This is a genomic window from Alteromonas antoniana (assembly GCF_019249295.1).
Lineage (GTDB): Bacteria > Pseudomonadota > Gammaproteobacteria > Enterobacterales > Alteromonadaceae > Alteromonas > Alteromonas antoniana.
In genome coordinates this window covers 222,720-246,143 of record NZ_JAESDH010000005.1, presented here as the reverse complement: position 1 = coordinate 246,143, position 23,424 = coordinate 222,720, and the positions used below count along the sequence as shown (strand labels likewise).

Below are 23,424 nucleotides of genomic sequence, written 5' to 3'. Positions count from 1 at the left end.
GGATGAATCACCTTAACGCTGACGCATTTATTGTGTGTCCTCTTCCAGCTCAACGTCTTCAAGCATGGATTCGAACTCTTCGAAGTTTTCTAACTCTTCTTCTTCGATGGCCTTATCGCCGCTCTTACCGTCTGTCACTTTAAACTGGAGATTTTCGAAATACGCGTTTTTCACAAAAGCGTAATCATCTACGGCTTGCTCTAGCTGCTGTTCCTGATCAATCAGTGCTGCCCGGCCTTCCAGTGCGGAAATCACGTAACGCGCTACTGCAAGGTTATTGTTCAGCACTGCCATGGGGTAATACATTCCATCGACGATATCACCAGAGAAACTGCGTGGATCATTAGGACCAAGAACCGGGAACATCAGATAAGGGCCAGTGCCCACCCCCCAAACACCCAATACTTCGCCAAACTCTTCTTCCTGGCGGTTGATACCGACTTTTTCAGCAACGTCGATTGTGCCTAACAACCCCACAGTGGAATTCAGTACAAAACGCGCAAGACTATCCATGCTTTCATCGACTTTCCCCTGCAGCAGATTATTGAAAAAATACGCAGGCTCCTGCAGGTTTTCGGCCGCATTCAGTAAGCCGGTACGGGCGAACTGCGGCATTACCGTGACATACCCGACGGTGACTGGCCGAAGTATGTACTCATCCAGCACTTCCCAGTTGAAGTCCCACATCGCCCGGTTAACAGGCTCTAGCGGATCGCGTGGATCAGATTGCTGGTTTGAAGCCGTATCAGCCTGTTCCTGTGCTGAATTTGACGCACATCCGGCAAGTGAACCTGAAGCTATAAGCAGGCTAAGTAGCAACGTACGGGTCAGTTTTATCACATCAGTTCCTTATCGATTATGAGTTCTCGGGAAATCATTTCGCCCTGTCCGATTTCCTCGGTAAGTTGCCCCTGAAGTTCACCTGGGGCCGGGGCCACGTCCTCGTCGACTGATATCCGGGCGGTCAGACGTGCGCGCTGCAGTTGAGCCAGAGAATAGCCAGGTATCATGGCATTATCTCCTGTGAGTGTGACTGTGACAGGGAAAGACGGTAACGGCATTTTCACCACAGCCGCCGGCATCCTGTTGTCGGATAACGCATCCTGGGCAAACACTATCAGATATCCTTGTTCAGGTACCTGTCCGACAACCGCATCAGAGAGGTTTATCGTCAGTGTGACCCCTGTCTCACCAGCTTGATCCTGTGTGCTGCCGGTAGGTACAGTTAACGCGCGTTGTTCAAGCTCATCAAGCCGGGCAGTAATACGCCGCGCCATCTCACTGTCAGCCGGTAACTTGTCTTTTACCTGGTCGAAGTATTGCCGCGTGTTTTTGGCATCCCCCAATTGGGCTGACGCCACCGCCATCATGAGCGCAATATTGTCGTTGCCCGGATTGGCCCGAAGCAATAGTTGCAACTGGCGCTGCGCTTCCTTTAACTGTGCTTCATCACCAGACACCATCAGTGCCTGTGCATAGGTAATTCGATTCTGACGGTTCTGCGGATCAATAGCCAGCGCACGTTGAATTGCTTCTAATGCCTGTGCATCCTGCCCCAGTGACATTTGTAGTCGCCCCAGATACATCCAGCCCTTGTCATCTTCTGGTGCCTCTCGCAGACGCGTACGGATCGCAAGTGCCAGATTTGCTACATCGTCACCGGTGAAATCCTGCATATTGCCACTGCTCAGTTTTTCGCTTAGCGCTGGCAGCGAGGATATCGCCTGTTGTGCTCTGTCGACTTCAGATAAGTGATTTACCTGAGCATACACGATAATGCCTGCACCAAGTGCCAGAATGGCGCCGATAATTACCGGAATGGTTGCCTTGCCTTTACGCTCGTGCTCAAAATGCGTTTCGTCCACCAGTGCCAGCTTCAGCTCATCACTAGCCTGACGCTTATCGTGCTCTGAAATCAGGCCTTCTCTTGCTTCTCTTTCCAGCTCAGCGAGACGTTGCTTCACAATCTGTATGTTGTTCAGAGAATCACTTTTGGCGTGGTTTGCTCTTCGCAACCAGGGAAACATAATGAGCAGAACAACCAGCGTAATCAGTCCGGATACGACAATATAAAACTCAGACCAGCTCATTCTTTCTCCTGCTTAAGCATTGCTTCCGCCTGCGCCAGTTTCGCGGCCATATCATCTGGTAAGGCCGGCTTTCTGCGCCGCACCACTACCAGAATCGCAATCACCGCAAACAATACCGGCGCAGCCCATAGCCACATGGTCGCCGCAGTGACCGGCGGCTGATAGTGAACAAAGTCACCATAGCGGGCTTTCATAAAATCAATAACCTGCTGCTCGGACTTCCCCTCTTTCAACAGGCTATACACTTTACGGCGCATGTCGTGCGCTATCATGGCGTCGCTGTCAGCAATGTTCTGGTTCTGACACATCGGGCAGCGTAGCTCTTCAGTTAAGCGCAGAAACGTAGCCCGCTGCGCAGGATCGTCAAAAGCAAAATTGTCTTCGGTGGCGTGGGAGGTTACCGGTAGTAGCAATAGTAGCGTCAGAGTAATAATAATATGTTTCATTGCTGACCTGCCTGTTGTGGTAACGCTGATGTCATTTCTGCGTTTTTCGCTTCCATCAGTTGATAGTAAAGCGGGCCAACCTTGTTCTGCCAGACACGCTCATTGATATCTCCGATATGGTGCATGCGCACGATACCGTTATGATCAATGACGAAATGCTCAGGCGCACCTGTAACGCCTAAATCCAGCGAGGTATCGCGATAAACATCAAAAATATTAAAGTCATAGGGATTACCAAAACGTGCAAGCATCTGGGTTACCTCTTGCTGCACACGACTCAGTGTTTTCGTGCCAAAGTCAGGGTCCAGATCCTGATCAAAATACAGACCAACAAACTTCACTCCCTGCTCATTTTTCAATTGCGTCAGATATGGCATTTCTACCGCACAGGTAACACACCACACGCCCCACACATTTAAAATCGTCACGTCGCCTTTAAACACCTCAGGCGTGTAGATGACGTCGGGTTTCATCAAGTCCGGTAACGAGAATTCCGGCAGCGGCTTGCCTTTCACCTGCGAGTCCAGTTCTCTGGGGTCTGAGAATAAGCCCTGGAAAAGAAACAACACCAGCAGCGTGAAAAGCACCAGCGGAATCGCAACTAAGGGGAGTTTTTTCATGCCTGCTCTCCGGTCGCCTGCGGACGCAGTCGATCAAGCGCCCGCTTCGCTTTGGCTACCTTGGCCATACGATAGCGACGGTCTGAGATGGAACACACGCCACCCAGTGCCATAATCACGGCGCCGCCCCAAATCCAGATTACAAACGGCTTGATATAGATACGCACAGCCCACGCGCCGTCATCCAGCGGTTCCCCCATCGCAATAAATAAATCGCGGGTGATTGTGGAGTGAATGCCTGCCTCAGTCATTGGCATACGCTGTACGGTATACATCCGTTTTTCCGGCTCTAAGTGCACCAGTTTTTCATTGTCCTGGTAGACATCAAAAATACCGACATCGGCCGTATAATTCGGACCGTTGCGCTTAACTACATCGGTAAATTTAAACTGATACCCGCTCAGCGTGACGGTTTCTCCGGGCTGCATTCTGACATCACGCTCGGTTTCATAATTGGATACCAGCGTGATACCTATCAACGTTACCGCAAACCCCACATGTCCTAAAATCATGCCCCAGTGACTTGGCGTTAACTGACGTAACTGGCTTAAGGAAGAGGCATTGTTATCCGGAATTGCAGAGAGACGCTGCAGCACTTCCTGAACCGAGGTCACTAATATCCAGACGGCTAACACGAGCCCCAGCGCCGCCATATAAGTTGGGGCGTCATAGCTAAAGTTAATCAGCAAAGCTGCACTTACCGCGAGTCCGAATGCAATTAACAGCTGCTTTTTCATCGCTGATGCCTGCTGATGTTTCCATCTCGTCAGTGGTCCTAACCCAAGAAACAAAACAAACGGTACTATCAGCAACGTGAACATCTGGTTAAAGAAAGGCGCCCCGACAGAAATAGACCCGAGCCCAAGCTCTTTATGAACAAGCGGAAGCAATGTCCCTAACAACACCACCAGAGTGGCTGCACATAAAAAGACATTGTTCCCCATCAACAATACTTCACGTGAGAATACCTGGTAGCGCCCCGGCGAACGCAACTGAGGGGCGCGTAATGCATACAACACCAGCGCGAACCCAGTCAGGACGATAAGGATCCCCAGTATAAACAGCCCGCGAGTAGGATCACTGGCAAAGGAGTGTACCGACACAATCACCCCGGAACGAACCAGGAAGGTTCCCAGCAAGCTCAGTGAAAACGCTGCTATTGCCAGTAGTACGGTCCAGGATTTAAAGACTTTGCGTTTTTCTGTAACCGCTAGAGAGTGCATCAACGCCGTGCCTACAAGCCAGGGCATAAAAGAGGCGTTCTCCACCGGGTCCCAGAACCACCAACCGCCCCAGCCCAGCTCGTAGTAAGCCCACCAGCTTCCAAGTGCGATTCCTACGGTCAGAAATGCCCACGCCGCAATGACCCAAGGGCGCGACCATCGCGCCCAGGTCGAATCAAGCTGGCCGGATATCAGCGCAGACAGGGCGAAAGCAAATGCTACCGAAAAGCCAACGTAGCCCATGTAAAGCATTGGCGGGTGGATAATCATTCCAAAATCCTGCAACAGCGGATTTAAGTCCTTTCCGTCCACGGGGAAAAACGGCAACATGCTATCAAACGGGTTTGAGGTCAGCAGCATAAACAGATAGAAGCCAATGCCAACCATTCCCAGCACCGACAACACGCGTGCTACCATCGCCAGCGGGATCCCGCGGCTGAAAATCGCGACCGCTACCGTCCAGATAGACAGCATCAGTACCCATAATAGGAACGATCCTTCGTGGCCGCCCCATACCGCGGTGATTTTGTAGTAAATAGGCAATTTGCTGTTGGAGTGCTGCGCCACATACGCCACGCTGAAATCGTCAGTAACAAAGGCATACGTCAGGCAGATATAGGCAATTAGTGTGAACAGAAACAGGCCAATAGCCAGCGGCTTGGCAGTAGCCATCAGCGTATCGTGCTGACGATGGGCTCCCCAGAGCGGATAAACTGCCAGCAGGATAGAAAGTACCAAAGCCAGCGTTAATGCAATATTACCTATTTCAGGGATCACTGTTGGCCACCTATGTTTTCAGGCTTAACGTGTTTGATCCCTTTCATTTTTTCGGCCAGTTCCGGCGGCATATATTCTTCATCGTGCTTGGCCAGTACTTCCTGCGCCTTAATAGTATTGTCCGTCATTAGCACACCCGTGGCGACAATCCCCTGCCCCTCACGAAATAGATCCGGCAGGATACCGCTGTACGTTACCGTCACAGCCGGGCCGATATCGACCAAATCGAAGCTGACAGCTAAAGACTCGCTGTCGCGAGATACGGTACCGGGTACAACCATACCGCCAATACGTAAGCGCTGACCAACCTGCGGGAGCTTACCATCCTTACCTTCAATGATTTCAGACGGTGTATAGAACAAATCGATGCTGTCGTTTAACGCATACAACATCAGGCCAATAGCACCAGCTACCAACAGGCACACAGCGCCTATGACAGCCAGTCTCTGCTTTCTTCTTGGATTCATGGATACAACTCTCTAAACCAACTAATTATGTTCGGTGGTCTGCGCCACTTTCTCGCCGGTACGTTGTCTTGCTTTTTTTATACGTGCCTGTCGTGCCGATTCTTCAATCACACGACGCAGTAATTTTTTGTGATTTTTATGGCTGGTAACGGAAATTAATACCATTACCAAAGCGGTAACACCGAATGACAACCATACGTAAAATGCATAGCCGCCCATGTGCAAAAACGCTTCAAAACTTTCAAACTGCATGGACTACCCTAACGCTTTTTGTGCCAGGGCTTTAACCCACGGACGCTGTATTTCACGACGAATAATCTCGTTTCGCATTCGCATTACGGTTACTGCCGCAATAAATAAGGCGAATCCCAGTAAATTAATGAGCAGAGGCCACAGCATTTCGGCTGCAATTGATGGCTTGTCGAATTTACTGATGGTGGCTCCCTGGTGCAGCGTATTCCACCACTCAACTGAATAATGAATAATGGGGACATTTACCACCCCAACCAACGCCATCACACCGGCTGCTTTTCCCGCCTGTTGTTTATCCTCAAACGCACCATACAGGGCAATAACACCAAGATAAAGAAACAACAGAATTAACTCTGATGTCAGGCGCGCATCCCACACCCACCAGGTCCCCCACATCGGCTTACCCCAGGCAGCGCCCGTGAACAAGGCGATAAATGTCATCACAGCGCCTACCGGTGCCATCGCTATCATGGCCATATAGGCCGTACGCCACTGCCAGACCAACCCGACAATTGCGGCCACCGCCATTGCGACATAGGTGCTCATTGACAAAATGGCACTGGGCACATGAATGTATATGATGCGAAAAGAGTCGCCCTGCTGATAATCCTGCGGGGCAAAGGCCAGTCCCCAGACGGTACCTACGGCAAGACAAAGCAGCGCGCCCGACCAAAACCAGGGTTGCAACGTTTTACATAGCTGATAAGCACGTTCAGTTTTTGCGTAAGGATGTAACCACTTCCACATCAGTTTTGACTCACTCTTAGCGAATACGCAATAGCGAAGGGCGACACCGCCATCGCCAGCAACAACATGGCCCCTATGATAGCAAGTTGGGGATGATAAGGTAATTGTAACGCGGCAGAATCCACCGCAGAAGTGGCAAAAATCAATAACGGAATGAACACGGGAATTAACAACAGCGCCAGCAGAATACCACCACGCTGTAAACTCACGGTTAACCCTACGGCAATCGCCCCCACAAAAGATAACAGTGGCGTGCCCAGAAGCAGTGTACAAAGCAGCGCGATGTACATTGGCACGGTCAGATTCAAAAACATGGCCAGCAAAGGCGACATGATCAGTAAAGGGCCGGTACTGACAAGCCAGTGGGTAAACACTTTGATTGCAGCAATCATCGACACAGGTATGCCCGAGAGCATCATTTGCTCGAGGCTGCCATCCTGAAAATCATCACGGAACAGCCGCTCCATTCCTAACAGCGACGACAGGATTGCCGCTATCCAGATAACGCCAGGCCCAATTCGCTGCAGTGTGTCCGGACCCGGGCCGATACCCAAAGGAAACAGCGTGACAACCATCAGCATAAACATCAGCGGCTGTACCAGTTCGGTTTTCTGTTGATAGGCCAGTGCCAGTTCGCGCTTTACTACGCCGTGCCAGAGGCGGTTCAAAACCGATACTCCAGGTCAAATACCCGATGCTGACCGGCGCGCGTTGACAGTGGCTGATGGGAAGTTGTTATGATTGCCCCGCCTTTACTAACGTGGTCGTGAAATTTAGCTTCAAGCAAGGCAATCCCATCGATATCTAACGCGGTAAAGGGTTCATCCAACAGCCAGAATGTAGCGGGCTTCAGCCATAAGCGAGATAATGCAACTCGACGTTGCTGACCAGCGGAAAGCATGCGGACCGGGATATCTTCAAGCCCCACCAGACCCACCCTCTCCAACACATCATAAATCATGTGTTTGGATACCGGAACGTTGTGCTGAGCGCACCAATAGGACAGGTTATCCAGCGCATTGAGTGTGCTACTGAGCCCGCTCTTGTGTCCAAGGTAAAGACTGGCATCATAAAAGCCGGACTGGGGGGCACCCACGTCAGTTCCATTGAAAGTGACAGTACCCGATTCAGGTAAGCTGAGACCGGTCAGCAAACGCAGCAAACTGGTTTTCCCCGCGCCATTGGGGCCACGCAGATACAACAGCTCGCCCTGACTAAGCGTAAGTTCCAGGTTTTCAAACAAGATGCGGTCGCGCTTAATACAGGTGAGCGCATTCGCGACAAGGCCTGCCAATCTTTACCCTTACTCATTGATTCAGAAAAAATTCAGGCGCATTCTACCATAGTCGCGAGGGTTCGCACCTCACCTGTTAGCCTATTCGTGTTTTTTATGATTTACTTCAAATTTCACGATGATAGACATTCAGGCTATTCGCCCCTTTAGTCCCGTGAGATGCGTGCCGATAACTAACTATGAATTTTCAGCTACCCGATGTGTCCGGTCTGCCTGCATCGCTGCAGTCAGCAAGCCAAAACGCGCCTGATAAACTACTTCAGGCTGCTACATTATCTACTTTGGCTAAGGTAGCCATTGCCCGTTTGCCTGAGCAGATCTTGCGCATATCCGTGCCTGGAGCAGAAAAAAAGGTTGAGCTGGATCTCAGGCTCCCCTCATCCACGCTACTCAAAGACAATGCGCCGACATTCATCGCCAGAACGCCAGGAAAGGATGCATCGACAGCAGTACTGATGCAGGCGCTGGAACAACGTAATCAACAACCGCTCAGCACAAAAGCAGAAGCGGCGCTGACACAGTACATTACCCGTCTGATGCAGGCGCAGCCACATACCACCATGACAATTCAGGCTCGCGTGGTATCAGCGACTGAAAACTCGCTGAGCCTGAGCGTGGACAACCGCAAAAACCAGCCTGTTATTTCTTTACCTGTAAAAAGCAGTCAGAGCGTCCTCAAGCCTAATGATCCGGTGAGCGTTTCCTTAAAACCGCTTCCCAAAGGCGGCTTTGAAGTCGCGATCACGCCAAAATCGACGTCACAGGGGACACCTGCGCCGCTGACCACAAGCACGATTAAGGCTGGCAGTGATGCCGCCAACGCGCTGATTAATGCAAAACTATCTCAAACAGGCGTTACCCTTAAGCAGACAGCGTCGGTTCCGGTACCAAAACCGCTTGAACGCCATATTCCCGCTATGTCGTCGCGCTCGATGCCATCGGCGCCTCCCTTTGAGCAAATGCTTTTTGTCAAAGTGGAGCGAAGTGTAGCAGGTATGCCAGAGCTCCAGACACGACAGGTAGCGCTGCAAGCCGTTGCCAAAGCCTCAATACCGCCAGACATCAATCAGCAGGCACGTATTCCCGTTCTGGCAAGAAATTCGGCGCTTGCGTCGATAATTGCGGCTGTTCCGGAAGCCAGGGTACAGCCATCAATGTTTCAGCCCGGCACCAGCGTGACGACACCAGGACAAGCACAACCAACGGTGCCGGTGGAGCCGAAGCCTGGCGCCGAAAGCACAGCATTAAACCTGACCGGAAAAGCGAAACTGACATTACCACCACAGGAACAGGAAAAGGTCCACGCGCAAATCATTGAACTTTCGCGGGCGCTGCTGAAAGACACAGGCTCAACAAAAGAGGCGTTAAGCCAGCTAATACAAATTCTTAAAACCGGGAACGTGAATACCGGTGCGCAAACGAAGCAGACAATCAGTCAGGTACTTGCAGCAATTCAGGGAACCGATCCCAAACCATTTAAGCTCGACACCGGGCTGGCCACTGAAACGGGAATACCAGCAGAAGCGAATAAATCCCAACCCAGTACGCTTTCCCAGCAAATTCAGAGTCTGATGACTACACCGGCGTTAAATCTGACACCCGTTCAGCTGACCACACCTGCCCCTGCAAATAATCTTGTTGCCGGGCTGGTTTTGCTGTTACAACTCACGCTGGCCGGACGCGCCATCAACAGACAGCCCGCGCTCGCCGCGCAAGCCGATGCTCCAGAACAACTATTGCAGAAAGTGGTGCCGCAAACCAGCGGTCCTACATCTGCGCCTTCAAGAGTTAGTCAGGATCTTGCATCACTGGAAAGCCGCAGCCAGTTTCTTAGTCAGGTAAAAACCCTGCTCGCCAACCATCAGCAGCAAAAGCTGTCACAGGCAGATTCCAGATTACAGGGACAGGACAGTTTATATTACGTGCTACCTGTAACGTCACAAAAAGGCGCACCACCGGAAATACTGATCCGGGCCGATGAGCGCGGTAGTCGACAAGCCGAATCCAGCGACAGCAAACGGAAATTATGGAATGTGACGATGAAACTGGATGTAGGCGACTTCGGAGAATTGCTCGCCAAATCCCGGATAGACGGTGATGTAATAGAGCTGGACCTTTATACCTCCACCGATGCGTTGCTGCAACGTGTCGCCGATACGCTGCCACTGCTAAAGCGACGGCTAACAGCATTGGGGCTAGAGGTAGCACAAAGCAGTTTTCAGCGGGGAAAGATCCCGTCCACGCTGCAAGACCGGCCCTACCATATATTTGAGACCCAGGCATGACTTCAAAAATTCGACGTGCAATCGGCCTGCGCTATAAGGGCGGCGATAAAAAGGAAGCCCCTAAAGTGGTATCAAAGGGCTACGGCGAGCTTGCTGAGGCTATTATAGAGATGGCCGAAGATGCCGGTGTGCTGATTCATGAGGATCCCTACCTCATCGATGTGCTCGCCACTCTAGATTTGGGGCAGGAAATACCAGAGTCTCTGTATTATGTCATTGCAGAATTGTTGGCATATTCCTACGTGTTACAGGGAGAGGTGCCGGATGGCTGGGAAGGTCACCTTCCCGGTATGACTCACAAAGCGTGAGCGCTGGTGCGCGCCCACGGTTGTGCAAGCGAAAGTGTCCCTTATCGGAACAGGACTTTTTCCTTATTAAACCAATACACACTGAAGGCAATCAGCGCGCCGGCAATAATGGCGGTCGAGGTAAAGATCCCGAAAAGGGCGTAATAGTCCATCGTCCCCTTAATAAGCTCTTTCATCGCTAATGCCACATTGGTTAATGGCACCCACACCCAGGCCCCTTTCAACTCAATGCCAGGCATCATGGCAATTAACACCGGGAATATAATCACCATTACTAACGCGCCCATATAACTCTGCGCTTCTTTAAAAGAGCGCGCGTAAATAGATAGCGTTAACAGCAATGATGCGAATATCGCCACTACCGGCACCAGCATAAAGAACACCAGGGCAAAATCGGCCAGCCCAATCATCGACATCAGAGTAGCAACAAACTCCACTGCCATCCCCTGAGAGATAACAATGCCCCATACAGCCATGCTGGTAACGGTAATAAGTGCGGATATTACGCCAGACAGCGCGATCGCAAAAAACTTACCCAGTACCAGTTTATAACGTTCCATTGGCGAGATAAGCAAGGTCTCCAGTGTGCCACGCTCTTTTTCACCGGCTCCCATATCTGAAGCAGGTGCCATTGCGCCTTGCAGGCACAGGAAAAACAGGAAGTAAGGCAGCATCGCGCCAATGCGTTCACCCCAGACCTCACGCTCATCAGCAACGTTTTCTCTGGAAATGATTATGGGTTCCATTAACGCATCACGCTGAGTTTCGGTTAGTGATAGCGTCTCGAATGCCTGCGTCTGATATTCATCCGATAATGTTTTGACGATTTCCTCAACACGGCGGTAGACCTTATTGAGCCCGGCATCATTAAAGTACAGTTTGAGTGTATGCTGGCCTGACGAGAGAATATCTTCATTGTAAGTCGCGGGGATCTCCAGCACGAAGTCAATTTCATCGCGATTAATCAGCGCGGCATAATCGGCATCTGCGGCAATTTCCACTTCCTCAAACTTATCCGGCGCTTCTTTCAGAGCCTGATAAATGGCCGGCGCATTCGCCTGCCCTACCATGGCATACTTCAACACCTTATTTTCCGCATCGCTAACTGCGCTGGTTGTAAAGAATATGGTTGCGCCAAGAATTAACGGAAACACCAGTAATGGCAGCGCAATCATAAAAATGAGCGTCTTGCGATCGCGAAGAAGCTCAGTAAATTCCTTTTTAAAGATTAACCACATTGCTCTTCTCCATTTTGGTTCCGTCTAGGGTGCTCAGGAAACTTTGATGCATATGGCCACCTGACAGATCGCTGAACTCACTGATAGTGCCGTTAAATACTGTCTCGCCCTGATTGATAACCACAACCTTGTCGCACAAGGCCTGCACCTCATCAAGATGATGGGTTGAAAAGATAACGGGTGTGCCCTGTGCTTTCAGGCGTTCGATAAAGGCAATGACCGTCGACGTGGCCATAATATCCAGACCGGTTGTTGGCTCATCAAGGATGACCAGTTCCGGATCATGGATCACGGCTCTTGCTATAGACACTTTTTGCTTCATACCGGAAGAAAAGTTTTCGGCCCGGCGATCAAGAAAGTTATGCATGTCGAGCAAATCGGCCATCTCGTTTATTTTTGCAGCGATATCGCTTTTACTTAAACCATGCAGTTGCCCGAAGTAAGCGATATTTTCGCGACCAGACAGTCGCCCGTACAAGCCTGTCGAGCTGGAAAGAAAGCCAACTTTCTTGCGCGCAATAATCGGATCCTTCAGCACATCAATACCATTGATATTGACCTCTCCCTTGTCGGGAGTCAGTGCAGTAGACAATATGCGTAGTGTCGTGGTTTTACCCGCACCGTTAGGCCCTAACAGCCCCAGTACCTGCCCGTCGTCGCAGGTAAAACTGACGTCTTTAACGGAATGAAAATAACGTCCTTTCAAACGCGGATCTTTTTTCTCCTGCTCGCTGAGTTTTTTAGGTGATTCCACCGCAAACTTCTTAGCAAGGTGTGAAATTTCAATCATCCTGACCCCTTATTTCTTTTTGTTTTATGCTTTTCATTAATACAGTCCGTTGTCGGCGAAAAATATTACACCGGTCGATATTACAGAATTAGCCTGGCGTGCCAATTTTTTTCCCACTCTACGACTTATCGCCTCTATTTGGTACAGTGAGATTGTTAGTATTTGTAAAATGGAATAAAAATGAAAAGACGTTTTTGCTGGTTGAGCTTGTGGGTTGTTTTGTTGACCGGCTGCAGCACAGTGACAGTGCATGTTAATACACGGTACCTCAGCGACCAGGAAACCCGCGTTCTCGTGAGTAGGTTGAAAGCAGCGGACTTTGCAGTAAAAACTAACCAACAGCTGTTTCCTACTCAGGTTGCCAGTACAACAATTCTTTACTCTCCTCTTATGCCAGACCGGGAAGCTATTTTTAGACTTGAAGAGTTAATAACCGACGACTGGCCAGTGAGTTACATTCAGTCACTCTCAATTAGTAACCACTGGTACACCAAAAACTCTGTTGGACTGTACATTGTCCCCAATAATATAGACCCCCACAAAGGCACAAGTTCTGCTGATCTGGCGAATGTGTATACGGGATGGCAATGTGAAAGCAACGTTGTATTGAATTTGCAGCGCGACGGTAAGTTTTCGCTTCAGAAAGATAACCAGTCTTATTCAGGAAACTGGAAAATTACCAGCTTTCCGTACTTGCAGTTAAGTGGTTCAGAACCTTACCTTCATACTTATTTTGAGGTGTCGCAACATGGCGAGGTAGATAAAATCAGTCCGGTGACGATCACCAGCCTGACGCCTGTCGAGAATGATTTTCTCGCTGATGGCTGTGTACTGACTTTCGGATTAAGAGATAACTAAGGAAGATGCGAATACTATTTCTAACCTATAGTGCTCGCTGAATTGCTGTTACATATTGCCAGACTGCAATTCAGAGAGTCATTCATTCCAGCGGGTGAGTATAGATTTGCGCATAGTCAGACGTCAGCTTGATGTGAGAGTAGTTTTACAGACACTATGATCGCATTAATTACTGAAATCGCGAACACAGTGTCAACCACAACCGGTGTAACAAAAAAAGCCTGCATTCAGCAGGCTTTTCTTTATTTTAATTTCATTCTCAAAAGGTCTTATGACAAGGTATCTTCTGAGTCGCCTTCCGCTTCCTCTGCTTTTACAGACTTGCTTAACAGTAACTCTTCGCGGATTTTAGTCTCAATCTCGTTAGCGATATCTTTATGCTCTTTGAGATAATTCATCACGTTAGCTTTACCCTGACCAATACGGTCGCCTTTGTAGCTATACCAGGCACCAGCTTTATCTACCATTTTCAGCTTAACGCCCAGGTCAATCAGCTCAGCCTCTTTGCTGATCCCTTCGCCGTAGCGGATCATAAATTCTGCTTGTTTAAACGGCGGTGCCACCTTGTTCTTCACTACCTTCACGCGGGTTTCGTTACCCACCACTTCATCACCTTCTTTTACCGCACCAATGCGACGAATATCCAGACGAACGGATGAGTAGAATTTCAGCGCGTTACCACCAGTAGTGGTTTCCGGGTTACCGAACATAACTCCAATCTTCATACGAATTTGGTTAATGAAGATACACAGGGTGTTTGAACGCTTGATGTTACCCGTCAGTTTACGCAGTGCCTGCGACATCAGACGTGCCTGAAGACCGACATGCGAATCCCCCATGTCGCCTTCGATTTCGGCTTTCGGCGTAAGCGCCGCTACCGAGTCGACAATAACCACATCAACTGCACCTGAGCGAACCAGCATGTCGCAGATTTCCAGCGCTTGTTCACCGGTATCTGGCTGAGAGACCAGCAGGTCATCAATATTGACTCCCAGCTTACCGGCATAAATCGGATCCAAGGCGTGCTCGGCATCCACGAAGGCGCACGTCTTACCTTTCTTTTGCGCTTCGGCAATTACCTGTAACGTCAGCGTTGTTTTACCTGATGATTCAGGTCCGTAGATTTCTACCACACGCCCGCATGGCAAGCCGCCTATACCCAGCGCGATATCGATACTCAGTGAACCCGTGGAGATGGCTTCAATGTCCATAGCCTGATTGTCGCCAAGACGCATGATGGCGCCTTTACCGAATTGCTTTTCAATTTGCCCGACTGCTGCAGACAGTGCTTTTGATCTGTTATCGTCCACGTTATTATCCTCTGGGATGTGCGGTTATATTTGGCGTTGCGAATTCTACCAACGAATGGCTGCATTCTATACTGTATAATTATACAGTTTCAAGTCTTTGCTCGATTTATTTATAGTGAGTTGATCAGGCAGGGTTTTCAACCAGCCACTGGAACAGGAAACGGACAGCATACGCTACAGATTGCTGTCGTACTGCTTTGCGATCGCCTTCGAATCGTTGCCTGCTGCTTAATACTTCGCCGTTTAAATAGAATCCAAACCAGACAGTGCCAACAGGTTTTTCCACCGAGCCTCCACCCGGTCCGGCAACCCCACTGACCGAGACGGCCAACTGTGCACCTGAGTGGTTATGCACACCCAAAACCATTTGCTCTACGACCTGTTGTGACACCGCGCCATAGCGGGCCAGCGTTTCAGGTTCGACCGACAACGCGCGCTGTTTCGCCGCATTGGAATACGTCACCCATGACATATTGAACCAGTCAGAGCTGCCGGAAACTGACGTAAACGCGTAGGCAACCCCACCGCCTGTGCAAGACTCTGCGCACGATACGCTCCAGCCCCGCTGGCGGAGTAATTCGCCCAACTCAAGAATCAAAGACTCGGTTAGCGGCTCGGCACCAACTTGTAAAAAACGCTGCGACATAGGATTAAATCACACCTGACAGAAAGACTAAAAAAAGTGTACCATTTTTAGCATGAAAAAAAGCAGGCCAATAACGGCCTCTGCTGGTCGACTGACACCGCTTTTGAGGTAATTTTTGGAATCACACACTCCCATGATGCGCCAGTATCTGGCAATTAAGGCGCAACACCCTAACATTTTGCTTTTCTATCGCATGGGCGATTTCTACGAACTGTTCTACGATGATGCAAAACGTGCCGCAGAACTCCTTGATATCTCACTGACTGCCCGTGGCAAATCCGGCGGCGATCCTATCCCCATGGCTGGCGTGCCCTATCATGCGGTGGAAAGCTATCTGGCACGACTGGTAAAGATGGGTGAGTCGGTAGCGATTTGCGAACAGGTTGGCGATCCGGCCACCAGCAAAGGCCCGGTAGAGCGACAGGTTCAGCGCATCGTCACACCCGGCACCGTGACCGATGAGGCGCTGCTTGAGGAGCGCCGGGACAATATCCTCGCTGCAGTTTGTGGTCATAGCATGCACTACGGCCTGGCCACACTGGATGTCGCCAGCGGACGCTACCTGGTATCAGAATGCGAGTCTGATGAACAGCTGCTGGCCGAGCTCCAGCGTATTAACCCCGCCGAACTACTTTATCCGGAAGGTTTTGAAAGCCTGTCACTGATTGAGAACCGCAAGGGCCTGCGCCGGCGTCCTGAGTGGGAATTTGATGCAGAAAGTGCAACAGAGCAACTCAATGCGCAGTTCAACACCTCCACGCTGGATGGCTTCGGCGTCAGCGAGTTAACGAAAGGTCTCGGTGCTGCCGGCTGCGTTTTGCAATATGTTAAAGATACACAACGCACAGCGCTGCCGCACATTCGTCAGATCCAAAAAGAACAGCACGATACCCGGGTGCAACTGGATGCGGCAACCCGGCGCAATCTGGAGCTGACACATAGCTTATCAGGGTCTCAGGAAAATACGCTCTTTAGCGTGCTAGATGCGACCTCAACGGCAATGGGCAGCCGATTGCTGCAGCGGTATCTGCACGCCCCGATTACCGACCATCATGAGCTGATGATGCGACAGGATGCTATCGACGCCTTGATGCAGGGAGAGGCCGACATTGTTCGTGGCTCGTTAAAGGCCATCGGTGACATTGAGCGTATTATGGCACGTCTGGCACTTCGTTCTGCCCGCCCGCGAGACTTTTCTCGGCTGAAGAACGCCCTGAACCTGCTGCCAGAGATGCAGCAGCAGCTTGCATCATTTTCAACTCCTCTAATACAGCAGCTCGCTGGAGATATCGGCGAATATCCCGAGCTACAGGCGCTGTTAAATGACGCAATTATTGATAATCCGCCGGTAGTGATCCGCGACGGTGGCGTGATTGCACCAGGCTACAGCGCTGAACTGGATGAGCTTCGCGACTTGTCTCAGGGCGCTACGGATTATCTGACAGCCCTGGAGCAGCGCGAGCGCGAACGCAGCGGTATTTCCACACTTAAAGTCGGTTACAACAAAGTACATGGTTTCTTTATCGAGATCAGCCGCGCCGCCAGTGCGAATGCGCCTGCCGAGTATATTCGTCGCCAGACGCTTAAGAATACCGAGCGTTACATCACGCCCGAACTTAAAGAACACGAAGACAAAGTCCTTACCAGTCAGAGCCGGGCTCTGGCACTAGAAAAGCAGTTGTTCGATGCGTTATTCGACGCCATTGCGCCGCATTTGAACGCCCTTATCGACACCGCTGCTGCCATCGCCAAGCTGGATGTCATATGCTGTTTTGCCGAACGCGCTGTGGCGCTGGACTTATATCGCCCGACGCTTACGCAGAGCCGTGAAATCCGCTACGAGGCGGGTCGCCATCCGGTGGTGGAACAGGTAATGAAAGACCCGTTTATTGCCAACCCGCTCACGTTAAACGAAAGTCAGTCTATGCTGGTGATCACCGGCCCGAACATGGGGGGTAAATCGACCTACATGCGTCAGACTGCGCTCATCGTGCTAATGGCGTATCTGGGGAGCTTCGTACCAGCCGAAAATGCCGTTATTGGTAAAGTCGACCGTATCTTTACCCGTATTGGCGCATCCGACGATCTGGCATCCGGACGCTCGACGTTTATGGTGGAGATGACCGAAACTGCCAATATTCTGCACAATGCCACCGAACACTCGCTGGTGTTGATGGACGAGATTGGCCGCGGTACCAGCACCTATGATGGTCTTTCACTGGCCTGGGCCTGTGCCAGTTATCTCGCGCAAAAGCTTCATGCATACACGCTGTTTGCCACCCATTACTTTGAGTTAACGCAGTTACCTGAAACCGAAAAAGGTGTCGTCAACGTGCATTTAGACGCCGTAGAGCATGATGATACGATCCGTTTTATGCATACGGTTGAACAGGGCGCGGCCAGCAAAAGCTACGGTCTGCAGGTGGCGCAACTGGCCGGTGTCCCCAAAGCCGTGATCCAGTCTGCCCGCAAAAAGCTGCATTTTCTGGAGAATCAGAAAGAAATGACCTCTGACGGAACCGGCACTGACAGTGGTTCATCTGTTGCAAGTGCGCCGTCACAGTCGAGTATTCTGTTTGAAGATAAACCGCATCCTGTACTGGACGCACTGGACAATGTAAAGCCGGATGAGCTTTCCCCACGTCAGGCGCTGGATCTGATGTATACCCTAAAACGGTTGCGCGACGCCTGATCAAGAAAATAGCGGGCATTAATGGTACTTTTTGCCCGCTTTTTCTACCGCTCTCACTACGTCTTAATCGATTCACCTGAGTGGCAGACAGCAATGTTATTGGTTACGAAACCATCACCAACTTAGAAAAACACGCACTTTCTGACCGCTTCCCCACTAAAACTGCAAAACTAATACCCGCAAAACCCGTTTCTGTGCCTTTACGGCCATGATAATTGCCAGCTACCTGATTGATAAACACTTTCACAGGCCAGATATTGTCTCGTCTTTCAACCCGGAAAAGTTTTTCGCACCATAAAAGCAAACTGATTGTTTGCATACTACTCTTTAGGTATACTATTGCGCCGTCCAAGTGTGACCGGCTGCTCTGGTCCGGAACAACACATTATCCTTACAACCCAACGCCTTAGGTTTCGCATGACAAATTATATTTTCGTCACCGGTGGTGTCGTATCATCGCTAGGTAAAGGTATTGCTGCAGCTTCATTAGCGGCAATTCTTGAAGCGCGTGGTCTCACCGTTACCATGTTAAAACTCGACCCTTACATCAACGTCGACCCGGGTACTATGAGCCCAATCCAGCATGGTGAAGTATTTGTGACAGACGACGGTGCTGAAACCGATCTTGACTTAGGTCACTACGAGCGTTTCATTCGTACCCGCATGACTAAGCGCAACAACTTCACCACAGGACGGGTGTATGAAGAAGTGTTGAAGCGTGAGCGTCGAGGCGACTACCTGGGTGCAACTATCCAGGTCATTCCCCATATTACCAATGAAATTAAGCGTCGGGTTATTGAAGGTGCCGAAGGTCACGATGTGGCTATCGTAGAAATCGGCGGCACTGTGGGTGACATCGAGTCACAACCGTTCCTGGAAGCCATCCGTCAGTTAGGAACTGAAATTGGCCGCGAGCGCGCCATGTATATGCACCTGACACTGGTGCCTTACATGCCCGCCTCTGGCGAAGTAAAAACCAAACCAACTCAGCATTCGGTAAAAGAACTGCGTTCAATTGGTATTCAGCCAGACATTCTGGTGTGCCGCTCTGTGGGTTCACTGCCTGCGACTGAGCGTTCAAAAATTGCACTTTTCACCAATGTAGCAGAGAAAGCCGTAATTTCTCTGAAAGACGTTGATAGCATTTACCGTATACCGGCAGCGCTGAAAGCACAGGGTATGGATCAACTGGTTGTTGACCGCTTTGGTCTGGACTGCAAAGAAGCAGACCTAACCGAATGGGAACAGGTACTTTATGCCGAGTCGAATCCGACAGCCGAGGTGAATATCGGTATGGTGGGTAAGTACGTCGAGTTGCCGGATGCGTATAAGTCGGTTAACGAAGCCCTGAAACATGCAGGTTTAAAAAATCGCCTGACCGTAAACATCAATTACATCGACTCGCAGGATATCGAAAGCAAAGGAACCCAAATCCTTGAGCATCTGGATGCCATTCTGGTTCCCGGCGGGTTCGGCGAGCGTGGTATCGAGGGCAAGATTGCCGCGGCACGTTATGCGCGTGAAAACAAGGTGCCTTATCTTGGCATTTGTCTGGGTATGCAGGTTGCGCTTATCGAGTTTGCGCGTAATGTTGCCGGCATGGAAGGCGCTAACAGCACCGAGTTCAACCCTGACACGCCATATCCGGTTGTCGGCTTGATCACCGAGTGGCTGGATGCCGCCGGTACGAAAGAGCAACGTGATGAGTCTTCTGATCTGGGCGGCACAATGCGTCTGGGTAGCCAGCTTTGTCACTTGATCCCTGGTACCAAAGTGCATGATCTTTATGGTAGCGACGAGATTTACGAACGTCACCGTCACCGCTATGAGGTAAACAATAACCTGCGCGACCAAATAGAAGCTGCCGGATTGAAAGTAAGTGGTTTGTCCACTGATAAACGACTTGTCGAAGTCATCGAAATCCCCGACCATCCATGGTTTGTCGCAGGTCAGTTCCACCCTGAATTTAATTCAACCCCTCGTGACGGGCACAAATTATTCACTGGCTTCGTAGCTGCTGCCGGCAAGTATCAAAAAGAAAATCACTGATTTTTAAAAATAAGGGAACACTTCCTCCCGTGGTGTTCCCCATCAATTGTTGAGGAAATAACATGGCGAAAATTAGTCGCATTATCGGACGCGAAATCCTGGATTCTCGTGGTAACCCCACAGTAGAGGCCGACGTTATTCTGGAATCTGGTGTAATGGGCCGCGCTGCTGCACCTTCTGGTGCTTCCACCGGTTCTCGCGAAGCATTAGAACTGCGTGACGGTGACAAATCCCGTTACCTGGGCAAAGGCGTAACCAAGGCGGTTGCTGCAGTGAACGATGTGATCGCACCGGCGCTTGTGGGTAAAGATCCACTGGCGCAACAAGATATCGACAACGCTATGCTGGAACTTGACGGTACCGAAAATAAAGAGAAGCTGGGCGCAAATGCGATTCTGGCGGTTTCTCTGGCGGTAGCCAAAGCCGCAGCGGCTGAAAAAGGTGTGGCGCTGTATGAGCACATTGCTGACCTGAACGGTACGCCGGGGCAGTACTCTATGCCGGTTCCGATGATGAACATCATCAATGGTGGTGAGCACGCCGATAACAACGTCGATATTCAGGAGTTCATGGTGCAACCTGTTGGCGCAGCCAGCTTTAAAGAAGCGCTACGCATGGGTGCAGAAATCTTCCACAGCCTGAAAAAAGTGTTGTCAGCCAAAGGACTGAACACTGCGGTAGGCGACGAAGGTGGCTTTGCGCCAAACCTTAGCTCTAACGCCGAAGCACTGGCCGTTATTGTTGAAGCCGTTCAGAACGCTGGCTACAAAATGAATGAAGACATTACGCTGGCACTGGATTGCGCGGCATCTGAGTTCTACAAAGACGGTAAATATGTATTGTCTGGCGAAGACAAGAGCTTCGATTCTGAAGCCTTTGGTGATTACCTGGCGGAACTGGCAGAGCAATACCCTATCGTGTCTATTGAAGATGGTCTGGACGAAAGCGACTGGGATGGCTGGGCAAGCCTGACCAAGAAAATTGGTGACAAAGTCCAGTTAGTGGGTGATGACCTGTTCGTAACCAATACTAAAATTCTGACTCGCGGTATCGAGAACGGTATCGGTAACTCAATCCTGATCAAGTTTAACCAAATCGGCTCACTGACCGAAACGTTAAATGCTATCAAGATGGCGAAAGATGCCGGCTTTACAGCAGTTATCTCTCACCGCTCAGGCGAGACAGAAGATGCGACCATTGCCGACTTAGCCGTAGGCACTGCAGCGGGCCAAATCAAAACAGGTTCATTGTGCCGCTCAGACCGTGTTGCCAAATACAACCAACTGCTTCGCATTGAAGAAGCGCTGGGTGGCAAGGCAGCGTATCGTGGCCGCAGCGAGATCAAAGGTCAGTAACTGACAATAGTACCTTCGGGTGATTTGCCGGACTCCATAGTCCGCAGTAGTAATCCCCCGACAGCGTCAGCACGTATACCAACTGTAATGGGGCGATAGGTTTGGCTATCGCCCCATTTTATTGATACCTTATTCTTATTGTTGGTTTTTATTTGCACGCCATGACATCAGGCACTGACAATCCGTCCAGTCAGACTGACTTTTTTGAGCTCAGCAGCTCGCAGATGTCTGCGCATCCGCATTTTGCTGAACTGTGTAATGCCTTATATGAGCGAGAGCTACAACAGCTTGCGATCCAGGGGCCAGCGCAAATTCAGCTTTTACGCCGTCGGTTAAGCGGCCTGTCTCACCACGTCAAACGCGCCGCCTATTTCCTTGCCAATAACGACGCCCCCATAGCGGTAGATAGTCACAACGCCAGCTGGCAGGGAAAACAAGCAACAAAGTGTCCGGGCAACAATAATGATGTCGATAAAACCTCAGACTGGTTTAGAAAGCACGCTCAACATGGTTTAGTGGTGCCAGTCAAAGTGGTATCTATGGAAAGCCAGCATATCGAGCTCGATTCCATTGATCGGGTAGCAAGCCATGAGCACAAACTTCACCTGAACAAACACGGCTGGTTCGCATTCAGCGGCGAGCCGGATACAGCCACTGATGCTCCCCTTATTCAAACTATGCTTCTGCGCCCTACCAAAACCACAATGACTGCGGCCTGTTGCGGTCATACCTGGAATCACAAAGGGAAATCGACTCCGCGTTCGTTGTCACTAAGAGAGATGTTGTTGTCTGGTAATATTGATTGGAAGACTTACCGTCTTTCAAACATAAAATAGCTACAACTCAAAGCATCTAAACAATTCAGCCAGCACTTAGTGTCCAATTTCTTTACAAAAAATTTACAACAAAAATCTATCTAGCTGATTTTTATAAAATTTATACTTTGGAATGATAAATGCTTCATGTCTAATGATTATTTAATCAAGGAAAATGATATGAAATTAACCAGTTTAACTGCAATTCTAATAACAATAGCCTCAACTAACGTAGCGAACGCAGCTATCGTCACTAACACCTTCGATAATGGCACAGATCTCTCGTCATGGGAGACAGATAGATGTGCTCCAGATAGTTTTGAAGTTTCTAATAATGAATTGGTACTAAGCGTTGAAGATGATAGTGCCTGCCTGGATCAGGGCTCCTTTTACCATACTCAGGGTATGAAGCTCGATATTGGTCAATCTACGATGTTGTCAATTGACATGTTTGTGGATGGTTCATGGACAGATGCGCTTCGCTTTGGCGGCTTGTGGGGAGTGTCATACGACAGCACAGACAGTATCGACGGTTACCCAATCCTTGAGTTTCAGGTCCCGGATCTGACAGTGGCATCAAATGGTAATTTTGAGGCTTGGGATAATACTGGCTGGACTAGCACAGCCCAAAATATAGTAAACGTTGATGACTGGAACACTCTGATGTTCTCTCTGAACGGCACGACAACCGAATATTACATCAATGGCAATCTGGTTCATTCTTATGATAACGGTGATACTCAATATTTTGGTGAAGTCATTCTGAATGCATTTAATGATGGTGCAGGCTACTCCGTAAGATATGACAACTTGGTATACGGGACAGCTGAAGTTAACGCACCTGCAACTATTGGTTTGATGATGGCGGCTCTGGGCGGCATCGCATTGAGAAGAAGAAAGAAAGTATAACTAGGCATTGCTGCCCAATCGGGCAGCTCACCTTTACGTTCGCGTAAACACAGGCATTTAATAAATTCAAGCCCTCAGTCAAAGATATAATCTTTTGTTATATCGAACATTGTAAACAATGGTTGACCTCTGCGCACTACCCCGTTACATTGACCGCTATCAACTGGACGCAACGAAACACGAGTCAAATGAATCAACATCTGTTTCTATCTCTTCTACTCCTAATGGCAGCAAGACTGCACGGGTAGATTGC

At 49.9% G+C, this 23,424-nt stretch carries 22 protein-coding genes; 8 read left to right on the top strand and 14 right to left on the bottom strand.

Features of this window, described 5'->3' with window-relative positions:
• Positions 1 to 27: 27 nt before the first annotated feature.
• The 10 genes from JKP77_RS06305 to ccmA are packed head-to-tail and all read right to left on the bottom strand — an operon-like array spanning position 28 to position 7,916.
• Positions 28 to 837, bottom strand: a complete 810-nt coding sequence (locus JKP77_RS06305; RefSeq protein WP_218310379.1) for an MlaA family lipoprotein — start codon at positions 835 to 837, stop codon at positions 28 to 30.
• Complete coding sequence (gene ccmI, locus JKP77_RS06300) at positions 837 to 2,090, bottom strand: c-type cytochrome biogenesis protein CcmI (protein ID WP_218310354.1); 1,254 nt, start codon at positions 2,088 to 2,090, stop codon at positions 837 to 839. The genes JKP77_RS06305 and ccmI overlap by 1 nt, the downstream gene beginning before the upstream one ends.
• The gene (locus JKP77_RS06295) at positions 2,087 to 2,536 is read right to left on the bottom strand and encodes a cytochrome c-type biogenesis protein (RefSeq protein ID WP_218310353.1); all 450 of its coding nucleotides are present in this window, start codon (positions 2,534 to 2,536) and stop codon (positions 2,087 to 2,089) included. Before JKP77_RS06295 ends, ccmI begins: the two co-directional genes overlap by 4 nt.
• Positions 2,533 to 3,156 carry a redoxin family protein gene (locus tag JKP77_RS06290; protein ID WP_218310352.1) on the bottom strand — a complete coding sequence of 208 codons (624 nt, stop codon included), beginning with the start codon at positions 3,154 to 3,156 and terminating at the stop codon, positions 2,533 to 2,535. The genes JKP77_RS06295 and JKP77_RS06290 overlap by 4 nt, the downstream gene beginning before the upstream one ends.
• Entirely contained in the window at positions 3,153 to 5,156 is a 2,004-nt protein-coding gene (locus tag JKP77_RS06285) for a heme lyase CcmF/NrfE family subunit (protein ID WP_218310351.1), read from the bottom strand. Before JKP77_RS06285 ends, JKP77_RS06290 begins: the two co-directional genes overlap by 4 nt.
• Positions 5,153 to 5,623 carry a cytochrome c maturation protein CcmE gene (ccmE, locus tag JKP77_RS06280; RefSeq protein WP_218310350.1) on the bottom strand — a complete coding sequence of 157 codons (471 nt, stop codon included), beginning with the start codon at positions 5,621 to 5,623 and terminating at the stop codon, positions 5,153 to 5,155. Before ccmE ends, JKP77_RS06285 begins: the two co-directional genes overlap by 4 nt.
• Positions 5,624 to 5,644: 21 nt before the next feature.
• Positions 5,645 to 5,875 (bottom strand): heme exporter protein CcmD, encoded by a 231-nt coding sequence (ccmD, locus tag JKP77_RS06275; protein ID WP_218310349.1) that lies wholly within the window; start codon positions 5,873 to 5,875, stop codon positions 5,645 to 5,647.
• 3 nt (positions 5,876 to 5,878) lie between these two features.
• Positions 5,879 to 6,622 (bottom strand): heme ABC transporter permease, encoded by a 744-nt coding sequence (locus tag JKP77_RS06270; protein ID WP_218310348.1) that lies wholly within the window; start codon positions 6,620 to 6,622, stop codon positions 5,879 to 5,881.
• Positions 6,622 to 7,290, bottom strand: coding sequence for a heme exporter protein CcmB (ccmB, locus tag JKP77_RS06265; RefSeq protein ID WP_218310347.1), 669 nt, complete (start codon positions 7,288 to 7,290; stop codon positions 6,622 to 6,624). The genes JKP77_RS06270 and ccmB overlap by 1 nt, the downstream gene beginning before the upstream one ends.
• Complete coding sequence (gene ccmA / locus JKP77_RS06260) at positions 7,287 to 7,916, bottom strand: cytochrome c biogenesis heme-transporting ATPase CcmA (RefSeq protein ID WP_218310346.1); 630 nt, start codon at positions 7,914 to 7,916, stop codon at positions 7,287 to 7,289. Before ccmA ends, ccmB begins: the two co-directional genes overlap by 4 nt.
• Positions 7,917 to 8,095: 179 nt before the next feature.
• Between ccmA and JKP77_RS06255 the strand changes: the two genes are divergently transcribed.
• Together JKP77_RS06255 and JKP77_RS06250 are read left to right on the top strand one after the other, a co-directional pair.
• A complete protein-coding gene (locus JKP77_RS06255) occupies positions 8,096 to 10,201 on the top strand; it encodes a flagellar hook-length control protein FliK (RefSeq protein ID WP_218310345.1) in 2,106 nt (701 codons plus the stop codon).
• Positions 10,198 to 10,509 (top strand): EscU/YscU/HrcU family type III secretion system export apparatus switch protein, encoded by a 312-nt coding sequence (locus JKP77_RS06250; protein WP_218310344.1) that lies wholly within the window; start codon positions 10,198 to 10,200, stop codon positions 10,507 to 10,509. The genes JKP77_RS06255 and JKP77_RS06250 overlap by 4 nt, the downstream gene beginning before the upstream one ends.
• A 41-nt stretch (positions 10,510 to 10,550) precedes the next feature.
• Here the strand turns inward: JKP77_RS06250 and JKP77_RS06245 are convergent, their stop codons facing one another.
• The gene (locus JKP77_RS06245) at positions 10,551 to 11,747 is read right to left on the bottom strand and encodes an ABC transporter permease (protein WP_218310343.1); all 1,197 of its coding nucleotides are present in this window, start codon (positions 11,745 to 11,747) and stop codon (positions 10,551 to 10,553) included.
• On the bottom strand, positions 11,731 to 12,537 hold the full coding sequence (locus JKP77_RS06240; RefSeq protein ID WP_218310342.1) for an ATP-binding cassette domain-containing protein: 807 nt from the start codon (positions 12,535 to 12,537) through the stop codon (positions 11,731 to 11,733). Before JKP77_RS06240 ends, JKP77_RS06245 begins: the two co-directional genes overlap by 17 nt.
• A 294-nt stretch (positions 12,538 to 12,831) precedes the next feature.
• Here JKP77_RS06240 and JKP77_RS06235 point away from each other — a divergent pair, with 294 nt between their 5' ends.
• Positions 12,832 to 13,395, top strand: coding sequence for a hypothetical protein (locus JKP77_RS06235; RefSeq protein ID WP_218310341.1), 564 nt, complete (start codon positions 12,832 to 12,834; stop codon positions 13,393 to 13,395).
• A gap of 269 nt (positions 13,396 to 13,664) precedes the next feature.
• Here JKP77_RS06235 and recA read toward each other — a convergent pair whose 3' ends face one another.
• On the bottom strand, positions 13,665 to 14,705 hold the full coding sequence (recA, locus tag JKP77_RS06230; protein WP_218310340.1) for a recombinase RecA: 1,041 nt from the start codon (positions 14,703 to 14,705) through the stop codon (positions 13,665 to 13,667).
• A 124-nt stretch (positions 14,706 to 14,829) separates the two neighbouring features.
• A complete protein-coding gene (locus JKP77_RS06225; protein ID WP_218310339.1) occupies positions 14,830 to 15,351 on the bottom strand; it encodes a CinA family protein in 522 nt (173 codons plus the stop codon).
• Positions 15,352 to 15,484: 133 nt separating this feature from the next.
• On the opposite strand from JKP77_RS06225, the gene mutS reads away from it, so the two are divergent.
• From mutS to JKP77_RS06200, 5 genes are all read left to right on the top strand, one after another.
• A complete protein-coding gene (gene mutS / locus JKP77_RS06220) occupies positions 15,485 to 18,043 on the top strand; it encodes a DNA mismatch repair protein MutS (RefSeq protein ID WP_218310378.1) in 2,559 nt (852 codons plus the stop codon).
• Between the two features lie 417 nt (positions 18,044 to 18,460).
• On the top strand, positions 18,461 to 20,092 hold the full coding sequence (locus tag JKP77_RS06215; protein ID WP_218310338.1) for a CTP synthase: 1,632 nt from the start codon (positions 18,461 to 18,463) through the stop codon (positions 20,090 to 20,092).
• Between the two features lie 62 nt (positions 20,093 to 20,154).
• Positions 20,155 to 21,447, top strand: coding sequence for a phosphopyruvate hydratase (gene eno / locus JKP77_RS06210; protein ID WP_218310337.1), 1,293 nt, complete (start codon positions 20,155 to 20,157; stop codon positions 21,445 to 21,447).
• A 161-nt stretch (positions 21,448 to 21,608) separates the two neighbouring features.
• The gene (locus tag JKP77_RS06205) at positions 21,609 to 22,283 is read left to right on the top strand and encodes a hypothetical protein (protein ID WP_246601096.1); all 675 of its coding nucleotides are present in this window, start codon (positions 21,609 to 21,611) and stop codon (positions 22,281 to 22,283) included.
• Between the two features lie 159 nt (positions 22,284 to 22,442).
• Positions 22,443 to 23,171 carry a 3-keto-alpha-glucoside-1,2-lyase-like domain-containing protein gene (locus JKP77_RS06200; RefSeq protein WP_218310336.1) on the top strand — a complete coding sequence of 243 codons (729 nt, stop codon included), beginning with the start codon at positions 22,443 to 22,445 and terminating at the stop codon, positions 23,169 to 23,171.
• Positions 23,172 to 23,424 lie beyond the last annotated feature (253 nt).